Raw genomic sequence first — 16,007 nt, 5'->3', positions numbered from 1 at the left:
GACGGTGACTTCCTGGCCAACCTCGACAACCTCGGACGGGTGGTCGATGTGCTTCCAGGACAGCTCGGAAACGTGAACCAGGCCGTCTACGCCGCCCAGGTCCACGAAGGCACCGAAGTTGACGATGGAGGAAACAACGCCCGGACGAACCTGGCCCTTTTCCAGCTTGTTGAGGAACGTGGAGCGAACCTCGGACTGGGTCTGCTCGAGCCATGCACGGCGGGAAAGCACAACGTTGTTGCGGTTCTTGTCCAGCTCGATGATCTTGGCTTCGATCTGCTGACCGATGTACGGAGCGAGGTCGCGGACACGACGCATCTCCACGAGCGATGCGGGCAGGAAGCCGCGCAGGCCGATGTCCAGGATGAGGCCACCCTTGACAACCTCGATGACGGTACCGGTAACGACACCGTCTTCTTCCTTGACCTTCTCGATGTCGCCCCAGGCGCGCTCGTACTGAGCACGCTTCTTGGAGAGGATCAGACGGCCTTCTTTGTCTTCCTTGGTGAGAACCAAAGCTTCGACCTGATCGCCAACGGCGACGACGTCACCGGGATCAACATCGTGCTTGATGGAAAGCTCGCGGGAAGGGATGACACCTTCGGTCTTGTAACCGATGTCGAGCAGAACTTCGTCGCGGTCGACCTTGACGACGGTACCTTCGACGAGGTCTCCGTCGTTGAAGTACTTGATGGTGGCGTCGACAGCTGCGAGGAAGTCCTCAGCGGTACCGATGTCGTTAATAGCGACTACGGGGGTACCGGGCTTCTCGGTGGAGGTGATGGTCATGTAGTAGGGGCTCCGTTGTGGATAGTGAGTCGGTCAGGCAAACCGCTGCCGCCCGGGTCCGGACGGCAGAACACGGCAAAATACCGGGTCATCCTGATTTGTGGATTAGTACAAATGGATGCATGCACGTAGTACACGCCCGTTTATTCTAGTCGCAATGGCAAAGCAGGGTCAAAAGGAGTGTCACAGGGTCAGTACGTCCCGTAGGCGGGCGAAGGTGATGCCCCGCTCAAGCATCCCCGGCAACGTGCGCGCATAACCTTCGGCCGTGCCTGCGGCAGGCCTGTTGAAGTGCGAGATGACGATGTCACCGGCAGCCGCCCTGCCCACTTCACCCGCGACGGTGCCAGGCGGATAGGTGGCTCCCCCGTCTCCATTAATAGTGAAGTTGACCGGCAGCATCCCCAGCCTTCGCGTCATGTCCACAGCGACGTCGTCGTAGAAGGCTGTTCCCGGCCGGAAGAACCCGGGAGCGATGCCGGTGAGTTGCTGCATCAGCTCCTGGTTTCCCATCAGCTCGTCATAGGCAGCAGCTGCGTTGGCTGTTCCGGGGATCCCGTAGGCCGATCTCCCGTTGACGGAGAGGGGCTGGTGCAGGGTGCCATGGTTGGCCAGTTCGAATAGTGGCTCGGCGGCCAGTTCGGCGGCGAGCGACGGGTTGGCGTGGACCCAGCGGCTGTTGATGAACAGTGTCGCCGGGACATGGAGCCGGCGGAGTGTCGTCAGTAGGGCGTGGTCGCAGGCAGTGCCCCCAGGACCCCCGCACGCATCGAATGTCAGTGCCACGTGCTTCGACGGCGAATTGTTCACCACTCCGGTGATGTGCAGCCCCCATTCCTTGGGCCGCCTGCCGGCGAATTCGGCCAGGATCTGCTGTTTATCCGGCACCGCGGACGCTGTGGCCGTAGCCGTCGGCTCGAGGGCAGCAGCGGCCTGCTCACTTGATATGGCAGCAATCGACGGCGGTGGGGTGGCCGGGCCTGTCGGCGGCGGAACTGATGGGGCTGCCCCTCCAGATGGTCCTTCGACAGGTGCGCATGCCGCCAACGCAGCGGACGCGAGTCCCGCAATTCCAAGCAGCAGTGATCGACGGCCGGCCAAAGGCCGCCGCTTGGAATCCCCCATGGATGTCCTTAATTAGGTGAGGCTGGATGTCGTGATGAAAGTGCGCAGCCTAGAAGTGCGTCAGGCAATGCGCGGGGCGCTCCACTGCGAACAGTTGTCCGGCCAGGAACGCGGCACCCGCAGACTTCTCCTGGATGCGGCCGGCTGCGGTCAGCGTTACCGGCGACACGGCACCGAGATATATTGACGCGAGGTCGGAAACGTCCATGCTCAGGTCCGCAGATTGACCTGCGGCTTCGGACACGACGGCGGTCCCGCCGTCGGATTCCAGAACCCAGGTGCCGGCCGCCAGGGTCAGGGGGTCCCGCACCTCGAGCACCAGCCGCCCTGCAGAAGCGTAGTGCCGGGCCTGCAGGGCAGCTTGAACATCCAGGATGCGGAGCCACAGCATGTCGCGGATCTCTGATGCTTCGATGCACCTCGGATCCTCGAGGGCCCATGCCAAGGGATCGTCCACGGGAGCCTCCGCCCACGTGACGTCCTCAATGAGGTCAATGCTGCCCAGGAAGCGCCACAGATCGAGGTAAGCGGCATTGGTGGCGGCAACGAGGTCCACGATTTCCATGGTGTAGGGCTTGTGGTCCCACCCTTTGAAACGGTAGGAAACGTAACCGTCCAGCGCTCCGGAGAGGTCGTAATGAAGGGCGCAACGGACGCTGGTGTCAGGCTTGCCGTCTTGGCCAATGGATCCCGCGGCCAGCAGGCGGTAGTACTCTTGCCGGTCCGCTGAGCCGGGCGAAAGCCGCTGGACACGCTCGAACACCTGTGGAGCCAAGTCCATAAGCACGGAGGGATCGGCCACTTCCACCGTTCCTTCGGGCTGCCCCTTCATCCTGAAGCGTGGGCCGGTGTCCACCTTGATGCTGCGTTCAAAAGTGGCAACACCGAATCCGAACCGACCATAGATGGACCCTTCAGAAGCCGTCAGCGCGGCCATGGCCAGGCCGTCGTCCTTGGCGCTCTCCAGATCGGCCGTGATCATGCCACGAAGAATGCCCTGACGGCGGTGTGTCCCGCGGACTGTCACAGCAGTAACGAGATTGGATTCGAGTTGCCTGCCAAAACCGATGTTCAAAGCCTTGCGCATGGTGGCGTAGGTTGCCACAGGAACATCGGCTCCAAGGGAATGCTCCGGAACGGGGCCGTTGGTGTAGACGCCTGTCAGCTCACGGCCGTCAGCCTGATAGGCGGCGAGGGTCTTTGCGAGGTACTCGTCATCCCGCCGTTGCTGGTGGAATCCGTGGGAAACAGCCTGCACCCAGTTGGCACATCGGTTATAGCCGGCCGAGTCGTTCTTGTCGGCGACAGCGGGGAAACGTTGGACGGAATACTTTTGGGAGGTCGGTTCGTTGGGTTCAGCCACGTTTCCGAGCCTAGCCAGACGCCGCAGGGCGCGCCACCATCTCGGCGGCGCGCCCTGCGGCGTTGCGTGAAATCAGGGGTGGACTAGTGTCCGGCCTCGTACCAGCTGGACCCGACGCCAATCTGGACATCCAATGGAACAGACAACTCGGCGGCTGATCCCATTTGGTCGATGACCAGCTTCTCCACGGCTTCCCGCTCCCCCGGAGCGACTTCCAGGACAAGTTCATCGTGGACTTGCAGCAGCATCCGGGACTTCAAGCCCTGGCTGGCAAGCTCGGCCGAGACACCCAGCATGGCCCTCTTGATGAGGTCAGCTGCAGAGCCCTGGATGGGCGAGTTGAGGGCGATGCGTTCTGCTGCTTCGCGAGCCTGCCGATTGGTGCTGGTCAGGTCAGGAAGGTAGCGGCGCCGCCCTTCGATCGTTGCCGTGTAGCCGTCCAGCCTTGCTTGGTCCACGACGCCGCGCAGGTAATCGCGTACGCCGCCGAAGCGATCGAAGTAGTCCTTCATGAGCGTACGTGCCTCGTCCACGGAAATTTCCAACTGCTTGGACAGACCGAAGGACGTCAGGCCATACGCGAGTCCGTAGGACATCGCCTTTACTTTGGAGCGCATGGCGCTGGTGACTTCGGACGGCTCCACGTTGAAGATCCGGGAACCTACGAAACGGTGCAGGTCCTCGCCGTCGCGATACGCCTGGATCAGGGCTTCGTCGCCGGAAAGGTGCGCCATGATGCGCATTTCAATCTGTGAGTAGTCGGCCGACAACAGGCACTCGTAGCCCTCGCTGACCACAAAGATTCCTCGAACCCGGCGGCCTTCTTCGCTTCGTACCGGGATGTTCTGAAGGTTGGGGTTGTTGGAAGAAATTCGACCCGTGGCCGCTATGTTCTGCGCGTAGGTGGTGTGGATGCGGGCGTCGTCGGCCACCGACTTCTTGAGCGTTTCCACCATCTGGGCCAGCTTGGAGGACTCACGGTGCGCCATGAGCTGGACCAGGAATTCGTGGCCGGTCTTCTCCAGCAGGCCCTTCAGGGATGCGGCATCGGTGGTGTAGCCGGACTTGATCTTCTTGGTCTTTGGCAGCCCCAGTTCTTCGAACAGGACGGTCTGCAACTGCTTGGGTGAACCCAGGTTGACCTCATGACCGATCGCCGCAAAGGCCTGCTCCTGGGCATTTTCGATCACCTTGGTGAGGTCGGCCAGTTGTTCGTCCATGCGATCCGTGGAAACGAAGATACCGGTCAGTTCCATCTGCGCGAGCACCCTGGCTACGGGCAGTTCAAGAGTGGTCAACAAAGCGTCGGCCTTGATGGCGGCGAGCTCAGTTTCGAAGTGCTTGCTCAGGGCATGCACGACGGCGGACTGCTGGACCAGCGCTGCTGCTGCAGCTTGGTCCGTATCACCGGACAGGTCAAGTTCCAGCTGGCCGGACGCGGCAACGGCCGTGGTGAGGGAGATCTTCAAATGCACTTGGGCCAGCTCGGCCAGGTCATAGCTGCGGCGGTCCGGCTGGATCAAGTAGCCCGAGATGGAGGTGTCATCCACCACGCCTTCCAAGCTGAGCCCGCGGTGGTGCAGGGCCTTGAGCGCCGACTTGAACTCATGGAGGACTTTGGCTTCTTCGGGGTCCCGCAGCCACGAGGCCAGGACCGCTTCCGCTGCCGCATCCAAAGCCGTGAGGTCAATAAAGGCGGCGCCGTTGTTCCTGACCACGGCCAGTGCGTTCGCGTCGTCGCCGATCCTGCCGGGAACCAGGTGCACGGCAAGGGCTGAGCGCATGCCCGATCCTGCGGAGAAGAAGTCCGTCAGGCCGGAAGCATCAGTGAGCGTGGCAAACTCCGGGGCTTCAATGGTTTCCGGAGCCTCCCCGGCGGTGTCATCGCCGTAGAGATCAAACAACCGCGTGCGCAACGTCCGGAACTCAAGCTCTTCGAAGAGTTCCTCGATTGCCTGGCGGTCCGGACGCGGCTCGTGGAGGTCTTCCAGAGTCAGGGGCAGCTCGAGGTCTGTCAGCAGTTGGTTGAGCCTGCGGTTGCGTTTGACGTTCTCCAGGTTTTCCTTGAGTGCTCCACCAACCTTGCCGCCGATGGAATCAAGGTTCTCCAGGATTCCCTCGAGGCCGCCGTAGAGGTTGATCCACTTGGCAGCCGTCTTGGGGCCGACGCCCGGGACGCCGGGAAGGTTGTCAGCGGTTTCGCCAACAAGGGCGGCGAGGTCGGAGTACAAGCCGGGCTTGACGAAGTACTTCTCTTCGATGGCTGCAGCGTCCATCCTGGGGATGTTGCTGACGCCCTGCTTGGGGTAGAGCACAAAGACGTTGTCGTTGATCAATTGGAAGGCATCCCTGTCACCGGAGACGAGGAGGACTTCGAAACCAGCGGCGTCGCCTTGGGCAGCCAGAGTGGCAAGGACGTCGTCAGCCTCGTATCCGGGCATGGCGATGGTCTTGATGCCCCAGGCTTCCATGACTTTGGCGATGAGGCTGATCTGGCCTGCGAACTCAGCAGGTGTCGCGTTGCGCCCGCCCTTGTACTCGCTGTACTCAGCCTTACGGAACGTGGTGTCGTCGGAGACGTCAAAAGCTACGGCGACGTGGGTGGGCTTCTGGTCCTTGATCAGGTTGATCAACATGGAGGTGAACCCATGGACCGCATTGGTGTATTGTCCCCGGGCGGTGGAGAAGTTCTCCGCGGGAAGGGCGTAGAAAGCCCGGAACGCCATGGAGTGCCCGTCCAGGACCAGCAACCTGGGCCGTCCCTCCCCCGGGGTGCTGGCGGATGATGTGGCAGAGGGGGTGGGTGCTGTCGCGATGGCAGCAGCTTGGGCCGTTGGAACCTGGTCCGGTTTGGTTGTTTCACTCACAGGTGCCAGCCTAGTTGGCATGATGGACAATTTCACGCCGAACCCCTTTACCGATGAGCTCAACGAAGCGGGGGTGCCCGAAGAATTCCACGATTGGCTCTCTGCACACGGGGTAGGTGCGCTGGTGGTCAAACTCGGCATCCGGTTTACGGAGATGGGTGCAGAACGAATGGTGGCCACCATGCCGGTGGAAGGAAACACGCAAGTAGCCGGCATCCTCCACGGTGGAGCCCACGTTGTGCTCGCGGAAACCCTGGGCTCATTCGCGGCGTCGCTCCATGCGGGCCGGGGCCGGCATGCCGTAGGGATTGAAGTCGGTGCAACCCATCACCGTTCCGTCGCCACCGGCACGGTCACAGGCACGTGCACGGCCATTCACTTGGGCGGCACGCTGGCAACCCACGAAATCGTCATCACCGATGACAAGGGACGAAGGCTGTCAACGGCCAGGATCACGAATATGATCCGGGACAATCGCCACTGAATCCCTGATCTCAGCCCTTGGGCAGCCGGTAATGCAGTTCGGCCGCGGCCCCGCCAATGACTTTGTGCGAGACCAACTCAAGCGGCGCCGTCGGACCCTTGAGCGGCAACAGCCGCTTTCCCGCGCCCAGCACTACCGGCACGATGGTGACAATCATTTCATCGAGCAGTCCGGCGTCGGCGAACTGCGCCACCAGGTCACCTCCGCCTACCAGCCACACGTTCTTTTCACCGGCATCCTTGAGGAGGTCAGGGGCGAACTCGCGGACATCTCCACGGACGAAAGTGATGTCGGCTCCGGCCGGTGCCGAATATTCATGATGCGTAAAAACCCAGCACGGGGTTTCCGGATAGGGCCATGCGGTGGGTTCATGTTCCATGAGCCAGCGATAGGTGTCTCCGCCCATGGCGATGCAACCTACACCCGCCATGAAGGACTCAATGCCCTCATTGAGGCCTTCGACCTTGTCAAACTGCAGGAGCCACCCGAGGTCGTCGTCCGGGGAGGCTATGAAGCCGTCGATGGTGCAAGCTACGTAGTACTGGAAGATCGACATGAGCCCAGACTAGTCAGTCGGACGAGGGGTTCCCATACTCCACGCGGACACTGCCATCATCCTGAAGCACCACTACCCGGCCACGGTCAAGGGACCATCCCTCGTTGAGCAGGAAGATGCGCCCGCCGCTGACCACCAGCAACCGCAGTCCGGTGTAGCGGTACAGCGGCGCAGCCTCAGAGCCGGCCGACTCCTCACGGACGTTGGGAGCACCGACCGCGAGGCGCTCTTTGCTGTAGACCACCGCCGTGGGCAAAAGGCCGGACCGCTCCTGGTAATCGATGGCGGCACCGCGCCCCAATGCCTGCGCGTAGTCCGATGTCCCCCAGAAAAGCAACAGCGTGACCAGAACGAACACCAGGGACCGCTCAAGGGCCCTTGGGGTGAATCGAGGGGCAGTCTGCCCGCGCTCAGCCGACCTCCGCCGCACACTAAGGCCCCAAGCCCCCACCACGAGTCCGCCCGCGATCAGGAAGGGTGCGTACAGCACGATCTGGCCCGGACGTGCCGAGATGGCCAACCACATCACCGCTGCATAGGCAAAGCCGAGCAACATCACAACAGTGGCAGTCAAGTGGACTGCTTTCCTGTACCGACCGGCCTCGAGGAGCCGGGAAACCGCACGGTCCAGCATCAGCCACAGCAGGCCGATCACCACCAGCCACGCCAGCGGCTGGAAGAGCGATTGGATGCTCCTGAGGATGAAGTCCTGGACGGTGTAGCCGAACAGGCTGACGTCCAACCCCATGGCTTTGGCCTGCGCATCCGTGCGAGCCCAGCCGAAATAGACCAACAGGGCCGTGGCCACGGTCAAGGGCGGGCCGATAACCGAGAGTACTTCGAGGGTTCGCTGCCACCGGGTGTTGTTGATGCGTTCTTCGGTATCCGGTGTCTCGTTCACGGCGTGGCCGTCGGGGTGGCCTCGCCGGACGGCGATGAAACAGGAGGTGCCGTTGGGGATGGTGCCGTTGAGGGTGGCGTGGCAGAAGGGGCAGGGCCGGGACTTGAGGTCCCAGGAGGCTGCGGGGAACCGCTTGCAGGACCGGAGTCGTCGTAGAAGAAGGTCACCGTCCCGGCAATATCCACGGTGTCCGTAATGGAGATTCGAATCGAGTCCCGGCCCCCTGAGGAAGGCATCCTCAGATAAACCGGCTTGTAGTCGTCCCTGGCGCCGACAAACTCAGCGTCCACGGGTACGCCGTCGAAAAGGACATCCCCTACCCGGACGTAGTAGCCGTCCAGGCGCACAATCGTGCCACCGGTACTGGGGCCGGAGGCACGCGCAAGACCGTGGACCGGCCTAAGATCTTCGTCCACCACCGTCAGTCCAACCAACTGCCGCGGACATGCTTCACCCTGCCCCGGTTCCACCGTAAAGGCCGCGCCGGGATTGCTGCGGTGTTGTGCGAGCAGCGATGCCGAGGTGGCGGCCACCCGGAATTCGAGGCATTGGGTTTGCGGAATCCGCGGCGTGGCTGCAACTGCAATTGAAGCCCGCTGCCAGTCCTGCTGGCTCCCGGTTTGCAGCGCCTTGCACACCGCTGCACCAGCCAGCCAGACGGCTGCGTCGTCAGCGCCCGCGACGCTCTCAACGAGGGCGTCACATTGGAATTGTTGGAGCAAGAGGTACCGCTGGCCGGAGGTGGGATCGTTGGGGCCGATCGGGCCGATGGGGACCCAGCGAACCACCGGAGCATCTGTCCCAGGCGCCCCGGGACCGGCCGGTCCTGCCGGTTGGGTGGCCGTGGGAGCCAGGGTGCCGGCTGTGGGCCGGGCGGGGCTGCCGGGTGTGGAGGAGCTGGAACCTGGAGTCGGCGAACCGCCCCCGGCAACAGGTGGAAGGCAGGCGGAGAGCCCCAGCATCAGGACCGGAACCAGGGCCAGTCGGATGAGATGGCTTCGGGATGGGCATTTCATGACAGCCCCGCATCTGCCGGATCACAACCACGCAGCTATGTGTATAACTACATTGCTGATTATTCTCCCGAATGCCCCTGACGGCCAGAGATGCCGCTAATTTCCGAAGTAGGGAACGATCAGGTAGATGCCAAACAAGACAGCGATGCCGCAGACACCAAAACAAACATAAGCCAGGGAGCGCACCAGGCCAGGAGACTTTTGCTGTGCGTCACCTGCGATCGCAGTGAGCCGCACGCCCAAGGAGTAGAGAACCACCAGCGTTACAGCTGCCACGAGGGTTACGCCGCCTACTTGCAGCAATTCCAGCCATTTCATCGCTGCACATCCTCGCTCTTGGTGGTCTTTTGATTCTTTTTCTTCTTACGGAAGCGCACGGCGTGGCCTGCTTCTTCAACCTCGACGGCGTTGTGGTGGCCGACGTGCGAGCGTCGGGAGACGATGAACATTGAAAGAACAGCGGCAGTTCCCACGACGGCGGCAATAACGACACCCACGACGCCGATGCTCACCAGCAGGGCAGTCAGCGCACCGACGATGGCCGATGCGGGAAGGGTAAAGAGCCACCCCAGCGCGATCTTGCCTGCCGTACCCCAGCGCACGGAGGTGCCCTTGCGTCCGAGGCCCGAGCCGATGACCGAGCCCGATGCCACCTGGGTGGTGGAAAGGGCAAAGCCAAGGTGGGACGAGGCGAGGATGGCTGAAGCGGTGCTGGTTTCAGCGGAGAAACCCTGGGCGGGCTTGACCTCGGTCAAGCCCGATCCCATGGTGCGGATGATGCGCCAGCCACCTGCGTAGGTTCCGATGGCGATGGCAAAGGCGCATGCCGCGATCACCCAGAACTGCGGGCCGCTGCCGGGCTCCTGGGTGCCGGCCGCAATGAGAACCAGGGTGATGATGCCCATGGTCTTTTGTGCGTCATTGGTGCCGTGCGCCAGCGCTACAAGGCTGGAGGTAAAGATCTGCCCGGTGCGGAAGCCACCGCGTTTCTGCGTCAGCTTGTCACCGGTTTCGGGATCGTGGCGTGAAGTCAATGCGTAGGCAAGGCGGGTGCAGATGTAAGCCACCAGGCCCGCGATCAGTGGTGCGAAGATGGCCGGCAGGATCACTTTCTGCAGCACGGTCTCAAAGTTGATGGAGTGCAGGCCAATGCCCACCACCGCTGCACCAATGAGGCCGCCGAACAAGGCGTGCGAGGAACTCGACGGCAGGCCTTTGAGCCAGGTGATCATGTTCCACAGGACAGCGCCCATCAGGCCGGCAAAAATGATGTCCGGGGTGATGTGGATGCCCTCCGAACCTTCCCGGATCAGTCCCCCGGAAATGGTCTTGGCCACTTCGGTTGAGAGGAAGGCGCCGACGAGGTTCAGTACAGCGGCCAGGGCAACGGCCGTTTTGGGCTTGATCGCCCCCGTAGCGATGGGCGTAGCCATCGCATTGGCGGTGTCGTGAAATCCGTTGGTGAAGTCAAAAAATAGGGCCAACGCTATTACCAGCGCGACCATGAAGGTGATATCCACCTGTTGCCCAATCTGCAGAGTCGACGACGTTCAGCAGTTTCACTTCCCCATACCTGCCATCCACAGCATAGTTCAGCAACTGTTCAACTGACTTGGCTTGCGGGATTCACTCTGGCGGGCTTGAAACCTTAAGAATCCTACGTGGCATCCCGTGAGCGGACAAACGTGCACAGGCTCCGCTTCAACCCAGGTACTCCCGTACCGCTGCGAGGTGGCTCGGGGACAGCCCCTTGCGGGGATCGGGTGAGATGCAAAGCACATGGTCCTGCTGGTATTCGGCCCACGACAGGGCCTCGGATTCCCGGCTGAGCTGGTCATCGAGCCACACGACCCGCTGGCTTCCCGTGGCGGCCAGGTCCTTTTGGAGGGCGACGAGTTTCCACCACTCCGGCCCTTGGTCCCAGCCTTGGCTGGACAGCACGGGCCACTCCTCCCCCTTCAGGCCGATGGCCGGGCACAGGAACTCGGGTGCAAGGCGCTCCCACGTGGTGAGCCAAACGAAACGCGCAGCCGGATGGTCAGCGAGCTTGTTCAGTCCGGCCACGAGTTCCGGCGCGAAGGCGACCTCCAGGATGCCGGCGTCGGCTATGGTCCATTCCCCGCCCCAGTCGGTGGTTCCAACCGGACTAAAGGGGTTCACCACGCCGTCGACGTCCAGGTAAATGGATACCGGTGCGGCAGCGCTTCCTGCACTGTCCATGTCCACTCCCCCTTGTCCCGCTTACCTCGCGGTTGGGTTCAGCCTACGGGACGCCGATCCCCCGGGGAGCCAAGAATCAATACCTTGACGTTCGTCATGGAAGTGATAATCTCAAAGCATGGAAAAGCCCACAGTCCATTCCGCCCGCAGCGTCCGGGACATCGAGGACACCGTCCGCACCGATTTCCGGCATGCCATGTCCTATGGCGGATATTTGGACCTCGACAACCTGCTCAGCGCCCAGCACCCCCTCAGCGAGCCGGAACACCACGATGAACTGCTGTTCATCATCCAGCACCAAACCAGCGAACTCTGGCTGAAACTGGTCCTGCACGAACTTTTAGAGGCGCGCAGGCTCCTTGATGCGGACAACCTGGGCAAAGCCCTCAAATGCATCGCCCGCGTCAAGGCCATTCAGCGCACCATGACCGAGCAATGGTCAGTCCTGGGAACCCTCACGCCGCGCGAATATGCCCAGTTCCGTGGATTCCTGGGAAGCTCTTCGGGCTTCCAGTCCTATCAATACCGCGGCGTTGAGTTCCTGCTGGGCAACAAGAATCGTGGGATGCTGCGTGTTTTCGAAAGCGAACCCGAGGCCCACGCCCTGCTCAGCAGGCTCTTGGATGAGCCCACACTCTACGACGCCTTCCTCGCGGTCCTCTCCCGTGCCGGGTATGAGATACCCGCCGACATCCTCGAAAGGGATACCAGCGAGCCGTGGACCTTCCGCAAAGACCTGGTCCCTGTGTTCCAGAAGATCTACGAGTCGGACGACACCCAGTGGGGCCTGTACGAGGCCTGCGAGGACCTGGTGGACATCGAGGACAACTTCCAGGCCTGGCGCTTCCGCCACCTGAGGACGGTTCAACGGACCATCGGGTTCAAGGTGGGTACTGGAGGATCGTCCGGCGTTGACTTCCTCAAGCGCGCCTTGGACCTGACCTTCTTCCCCGAGCTCTACGCCGTCCGCACCGAAATCGGCAACTAAGCAACCATCCGGCGACCGCCGGGCCATTATCTTTCCGCAGGAGGAACCATGACCACAGCACAGCAAACCCAGCGGCCAACGTCGGCCGAGCTGGACGCCGCTGATCCCCTCGCCCCCCAGCGTGACGCCTTCTACGCGCCCGACGCCGCCCAACTCACCTCATATCTGGATGGCAACTCACTGGGACGCCCGCTTAAAGTCACCGCAGGGAACCTTGAGTCCTTCGTTCACGACGCCTGGGGCAGCCGCCTCATCCGTGGTTGGGACGAGCAGTGGATGGACGAGCCAACGGCCGTGGGAGACCGCATCGGTGAAGTAACCCTGGGTGCGGCCGCTGGACAGACCACCGTGGGCGACTCCACGTCCGTGATGCTCTACAAAATGATCCGCGCAGCAGTGGACGCCCAAGAGGGGCGGGACGAGATCATTATTGATCGGGATAACTTCCCCACCGATCGGTTCATCATTGAAGGCATAGCCGCGGAACGTGGAGCGAGCATCAAATGGATCGCCGCGAACCCCGCCAGCGGTGTGCGCGCGGAGGATCTGGACGGGTTGCTGGGCGAACGGACCGCCGTAGTGGTCCTCAGCCACGTTGCCTACCGTTCCGGCTTCCTGGCTGACGCCGAGGGCATCACCGCCAAGGTCCATGATGCAGGTGCACTGATGCTCTGGGACCTTTGCCACTCCGTAGGTTCCGTTCCCATGGAACTGGACAAGTGGGGTGTGGACATCGCAGTGGGCTGCACTTACAAGTACCTCAACGGTGGCCCCGGCTCGCCGGCATTTGCCTACGTCAACGCTTCGCAGCACCAGCGTTTACAGCAACCGATCTGGGGTTGGATGGGAGCTGACAATCCGTTTGGCATGACGGACACCTACCGTCCGGCACAAGGGATGCGCCGGTTCATCACGGGGACGCCTCCGGTATTGGCCATGCAGCCCATGAAGGACATGCTGGAACTGATCGCTTCCGTAGGCATGGACGCGGTCCGCGAAAAGTCCATCAAGCTCACCGATTATGCAATCGCACTCTCAGAGGAGCTCCTGGTGCCCCTTGGCGCGGAAATCGTGAGCCCCCGCAACGTTGCCGAGCGCGGATCCCACATCACCGTGGACCACCCGCTGTTTGCAGACGTCACCGCACGCCTGTGGGAAAAGGGTGTCATCCCGGACTTCCGTCCTCCGCACGGCCTGCGCATCGGTTTGTCGCCGTTGAGCACAAGCTTTGCAGAAGTTGAACTGGGAGTAGCAGCAATCCGCGACGCCCTCTCCGAACTGCGGTGAGCCACACATGAGTGCCGTCCTTGACGACATGGACTCCCGCCCGGGGAGTACAACGTCATTGCTGCGAACCGTGATTGGCCTTTATCTGCGCGACGCCGGCGGATGGATGTCCGCCAAGGACATCGTGGCGCTCATGGAAGCCCTGGGCACCTCCGGGACAGTAACCCGGACCGCCTTGGGCAGGTTGCGTAAAAAGGACGTGGTACTCCAGGAAGCACGCGCCGGCATTCACGGGTTTACGCTCACGGACGGGGCCGCCACCATGCTGGCGCGCGGCGACCGCCGGATTTACAACCCGCGCAGCATGTCACCGACGGATCCATGGTGCCTCATCTCCTTCTCCATTCCGGAAACGGAACGCGAAAAGCGGCATCAGTTGCGGCGCCGGCTCCACTGGATCGGCTGTGGGACCGTGGCAGCGGGCTTATGGATCTGCCCCGATTCCTTGCGTGAAGAAGTAGAGGAAATCCTGGCGGATCTGATGCTCCGGGACATGGCGACGATCTTCATCACGGAAACACCCTTAGTGGGCGGCAGCCTCCGGGAGGCTGCCGCCAAATGGTGGGACCTGGATGCAGTGGCATCGCTGCACAGGGACTTTATCCGCGAGCACGGTTCGGCAGGTGCCAGTCCAACTGATCTTTCTGAAACTCCCGGTCAGGTGGTGGAGGCTTCAGCTGCATCCTTTGCCGCTTACGTGCAGTGCATCGACAGATGGCGGATCATCCCGTATCTCGACCCCGGGTTGCCGGCAGACTTCTTGCCTGTGGACTGGCCCGGGGCCGAAGGTACGGCGCTTTTCAACAGGATTGTTACCGCCTACGCAGGGCCCAGTGCGGAATTTGTTCGCCAAACCCTGAAGGAAACTGACGGTGTGAGGGCTTCCTGACTAGTCATCCGTGGGCTGCAACAGAAAATCCACGGCGATGATCTGCTCGCTGTTGGGAAGGGAGTACTTCTTGAGCGGCTCATGCAGCGGATGCGTGGCATAGACCTCGAGGTCTTCCTCGGCGTTGAAATCAGCCACAATGGCGTAGTCGAAGGGCCGGTCCTGCCGGAGCACATCTGCCCCGTGGGTGAGTTTGAGGAGGCCGGGAATATTGCCCTCCATCCGGTCAAGACCGTCCCTCCAGGCTGCCAGGTCCGCCTCGGGAAAGTCCGCCTTGAATTTGAAGAGCACCGTATGGCGGATCATGCTCCCACTCCCGCTGCTGCGCCCGCCAACCCCGCCAACCCCGCCGGCAGGTAGTCAGCCGGTTCACCCGCGATGGTGCGTCCAGCCAGATAACCCATGGTCATGATGGGGCCCAATGTGGCCCCTGCCCCCGGGTAGCCTGCCGCATAGGCGTTTTCCGCGGTGTTTCCTGCTGCGAACAGGCCCGGGATCGGCTCACCGTCCACGTCCAGGACCCGTGCAAGGCCGTCCGTGGTGACGCCCCCGTTGCTCCCGAAAGCGCCATTGACTACTTCCATCGCGTAGAACGGGCCGTTCTGCAACGGACCCAGGGAGGGGTTGGGCCATGGGCAGTCTTCATCACCCCAGTACTTGTCGTAGGCGCTTTCACCGCGGCCGAAGTCAGGATCCTCGCCTGTCACTGCGTAATGGTTGAAGCGTTCAACGGTGGCCGCCAGGTTCTCTGCAGGGACGCCAATCTTCGCGGCAAGTTCCGCCAAAGTGGGCGCTTCTACGAGGTAGGCCGGTGTCGGTTGGCCTGCCCGATGCGCCAGAACGCCGTAGCGCTCCAGGTAACTGTGATCGAACACCACGTATGCAGGGGTGTTCAACGTCTGGTTGTTGGGTGAATCCCATGATTGGAGGCACCGGGCGAGGTCGTTGTAGTTCTGGGACTCATTGGCGAAGCGCCTGCCATGTCGATTGACCATGAGGGATCCCGGGCCCTGCCTCTCAAAGCGCAGCAGGGTCCCAACCGGTGCGCCATCCCGGGTGTCTCCCGTAACGGACATGGGAGCCCACCAGGCTTCCCGGGTTCCCCTGGTCTGGGCGCCTACCCGCTGGGCCATTTTCAGGCCGTCGCCGGTATTCGATGGCGGCGAGCACATGATGTGGAGCCGTGAAGCCAGCAATGAGTCCGCAAGGGCCTTATCCCATTCGAATCCGCCCGTGGCGAGGACCACGCCGTCGTTGGCATGGAAGCTCTCACCTGACTCAAGCTGGACGCCCACTACCTTGCCGTCGTCGTTCAGCAGCCGGTGCCCACGGGCGCCAACCACCAGCGCAGCGTTATCCCTGACGAGGCTGGCCAACAACATGGACACCAATGCCTGGCCCTTGGCAACGAGTCCCTCTTCCTGCCGTTGGTTCAATTGTTCCCAGGGAAACTTGGTGAAAGCACCCCAGGCCTCGTATTCCTGCATGGTGAAGGGAGCCCGGCCATCCGAGCGGACATGGG

General features: G+C 62.1%; 16 protein-coding genes. 4 read left to right on the top strand and 12 right to left on the bottom strand.

Features of this window, described 5'->3' with window-relative positions; all coding sequences use genetic code 11:
* From HP499_RS10745 to polA, 4 genes are all read right to left on the bottom strand, one after another.
* Positions 1-789: S1 RNA-binding domain-containing protein (locus HP499_RS10745; RefSeq protein ID WP_172324065.1), on the bottom strand; the 789-nt coding region annotated here is incomplete at its 3' end.
* A 183-nt stretch (positions 790-972) separates the two neighbouring features.
* Entirely contained in the window at positions 973-1,914 is a 942-nt protein-coding gene (locus HP499_RS10740) for a polysaccharide deacetylase family protein (RefSeq protein WP_172324064.1), read from the bottom strand.
* Between the two features lie 49 nt (positions 1,915-1,963).
* Positions 1,964-3,277 (bottom strand): GNAT family N-acetyltransferase, encoded by a 1,314-nt coding sequence (locus HP499_RS10735; protein ID WP_172324063.1) that lies wholly within the window; start codon positions 3,275-3,277, stop codon positions 1,964-1,966.
* Between the two features lie 83 nt (positions 3,278-3,360).
* On the bottom strand, positions 3,361-6,003 hold the full coding sequence (gene polA, locus HP499_RS10730) for a DNA polymerase I (protein ID WP_253951521.1): 2,643 nt from the start codon (positions 6,001-6,003) through the stop codon (positions 3,361-3,363).
* A gap of 160 nt (positions 6,004-6,163) precedes the next feature.
* Here polA and HP499_RS10725 point away from each other — a divergent pair, with 160 nt between their 5' ends.
* Entirely contained in the window at positions 6,164-6,628 is a 465-nt protein-coding gene (locus tag HP499_RS10725; protein ID WP_172324061.1) for a hotdog fold thioesterase, read from the top strand.
* Positions 6,629-6,638: 10 nt separating this feature from the next.
* Here the strand turns inward: HP499_RS10725 and HP499_RS10720 are convergent, their stop codons facing one another.
* The 6 genes from HP499_RS10720 to HP499_RS10695 form a co-directional block, all read right to left on the bottom strand.
* The gene (locus tag HP499_RS10720; RefSeq protein WP_172324060.1) at positions 6,639-7,184 is read right to left on the bottom strand and encodes a dihydrofolate reductase family protein; all 546 of its coding nucleotides are present in this window, start codon (positions 7,182-7,184) and stop codon (positions 6,639-6,641) included.
* A 13-nt stretch (positions 7,185-7,197) separates the two neighbouring features.
* A complete protein-coding gene (locus HP499_RS10715) occupies positions 7,198-8,085 on the bottom strand; it encodes a hypothetical protein (protein WP_309138373.1) in 888 nt (295 codons plus the stop codon).
* A complete protein-coding gene (locus HP499_RS10710) occupies positions 8,082-9,101 on the bottom strand; it encodes a hypothetical protein (protein WP_172324059.1) in 1,020 nt (339 codons plus the stop codon). The genes HP499_RS10715 and HP499_RS10710 overlap by 4 nt, the downstream gene beginning before the upstream one ends.
* Before the next feature lie 96 nt (positions 9,102-9,197).
* On the bottom strand, positions 9,198-9,419 hold the full coding sequence (locus HP499_RS10705; RefSeq protein ID WP_172324058.1) for a hypothetical protein: 222 nt from the start codon (positions 9,417-9,419) through the stop codon (positions 9,198-9,200).
* Positions 9,416-10,621, bottom strand: coding sequence for an inorganic phosphate transporter (locus HP499_RS10700; protein ID WP_172324057.1), 1,206 nt, complete (start codon positions 10,619-10,621; stop codon positions 9,416-9,418). Before HP499_RS10700 ends, HP499_RS10705 begins: the two co-directional genes overlap by 4 nt.
* Before the next feature lie 181 nt (positions 10,622-10,802).
* Complete coding sequence (locus HP499_RS10695) at positions 10,803-11,321, bottom strand: HAD domain-containing protein (RefSeq protein WP_172324056.1); 519 nt, start codon at positions 11,319-11,321, stop codon at positions 10,803-10,805.
* A gap of 118 nt (positions 11,322-11,439) precedes the next feature.
* Here HP499_RS10695 and kynA point away from each other — a divergent pair, with 118 nt between their 5' ends.
* Genes kynA through HP499_RS10680 form a run of 3 tightly spaced genes read left to right on the top strand, consistent with a single transcriptional unit; the run spans position 11,440 to position 14,485 of the window.
* Entirely contained in the window at positions 11,440-12,309 is an 870-nt protein-coding gene (gene kynA / locus HP499_RS10690) for a tryptophan 2,3-dioxygenase (protein ID WP_172324055.1), read from the top strand.
* 48 nt (positions 12,310-12,357) lie between these two features.
* Positions 12,358-13,596 carry a kynureninase gene (gene kynU / locus HP499_RS10685; RefSeq protein WP_172324054.1) on the top strand — a complete coding sequence of 413 codons (1,239 nt, stop codon included), beginning with the start codon at positions 12,358-12,360 and terminating at the stop codon, positions 13,594-13,596.
* A gap of 7 nt (positions 13,597-13,603) precedes the next feature.
* Positions 13,604-14,485: a PaaX family transcriptional regulator C-terminal domain-containing protein gene (locus HP499_RS10680; RefSeq protein WP_172324053.1), complete on the top strand. Its 882-nt coding sequence runs from the start codon at positions 13,604-13,606 to the stop codon at positions 14,483-14,485.
* Here HP499_RS10680 and HP499_RS10675 read toward each other — a convergent pair whose 3' ends face one another.
* Positions 14,486-14,791 (bottom strand): Dabb family protein, encoded by a 306-nt coding sequence (locus HP499_RS10675; protein WP_172324052.1) that lies wholly within the window; start codon positions 14,789-14,791, stop codon positions 14,486-14,488. It lies immediately after the preceding gene.
* Positions 14,788-16,007 (bottom strand): FAD-binding protein (locus tag HP499_RS10670; protein ID WP_172324051.1); only part of this gene is annotated, 1,220 nt, incomplete at its 5' end. The genes HP499_RS10670 and HP499_RS10675, both read right to left, overlap by 4 nt.

This window comes from Paenarthrobacter sp. CM16 (genome assembly GCF_013179505.1).
Lineage (GTDB): Bacteria > Actinomycetota > Actinomycetes > Actinomycetales > Micrococcaceae > Arthrobacter.
This window is presented reverse-complemented; position numbering and strand designations above follow the sequence as displayed.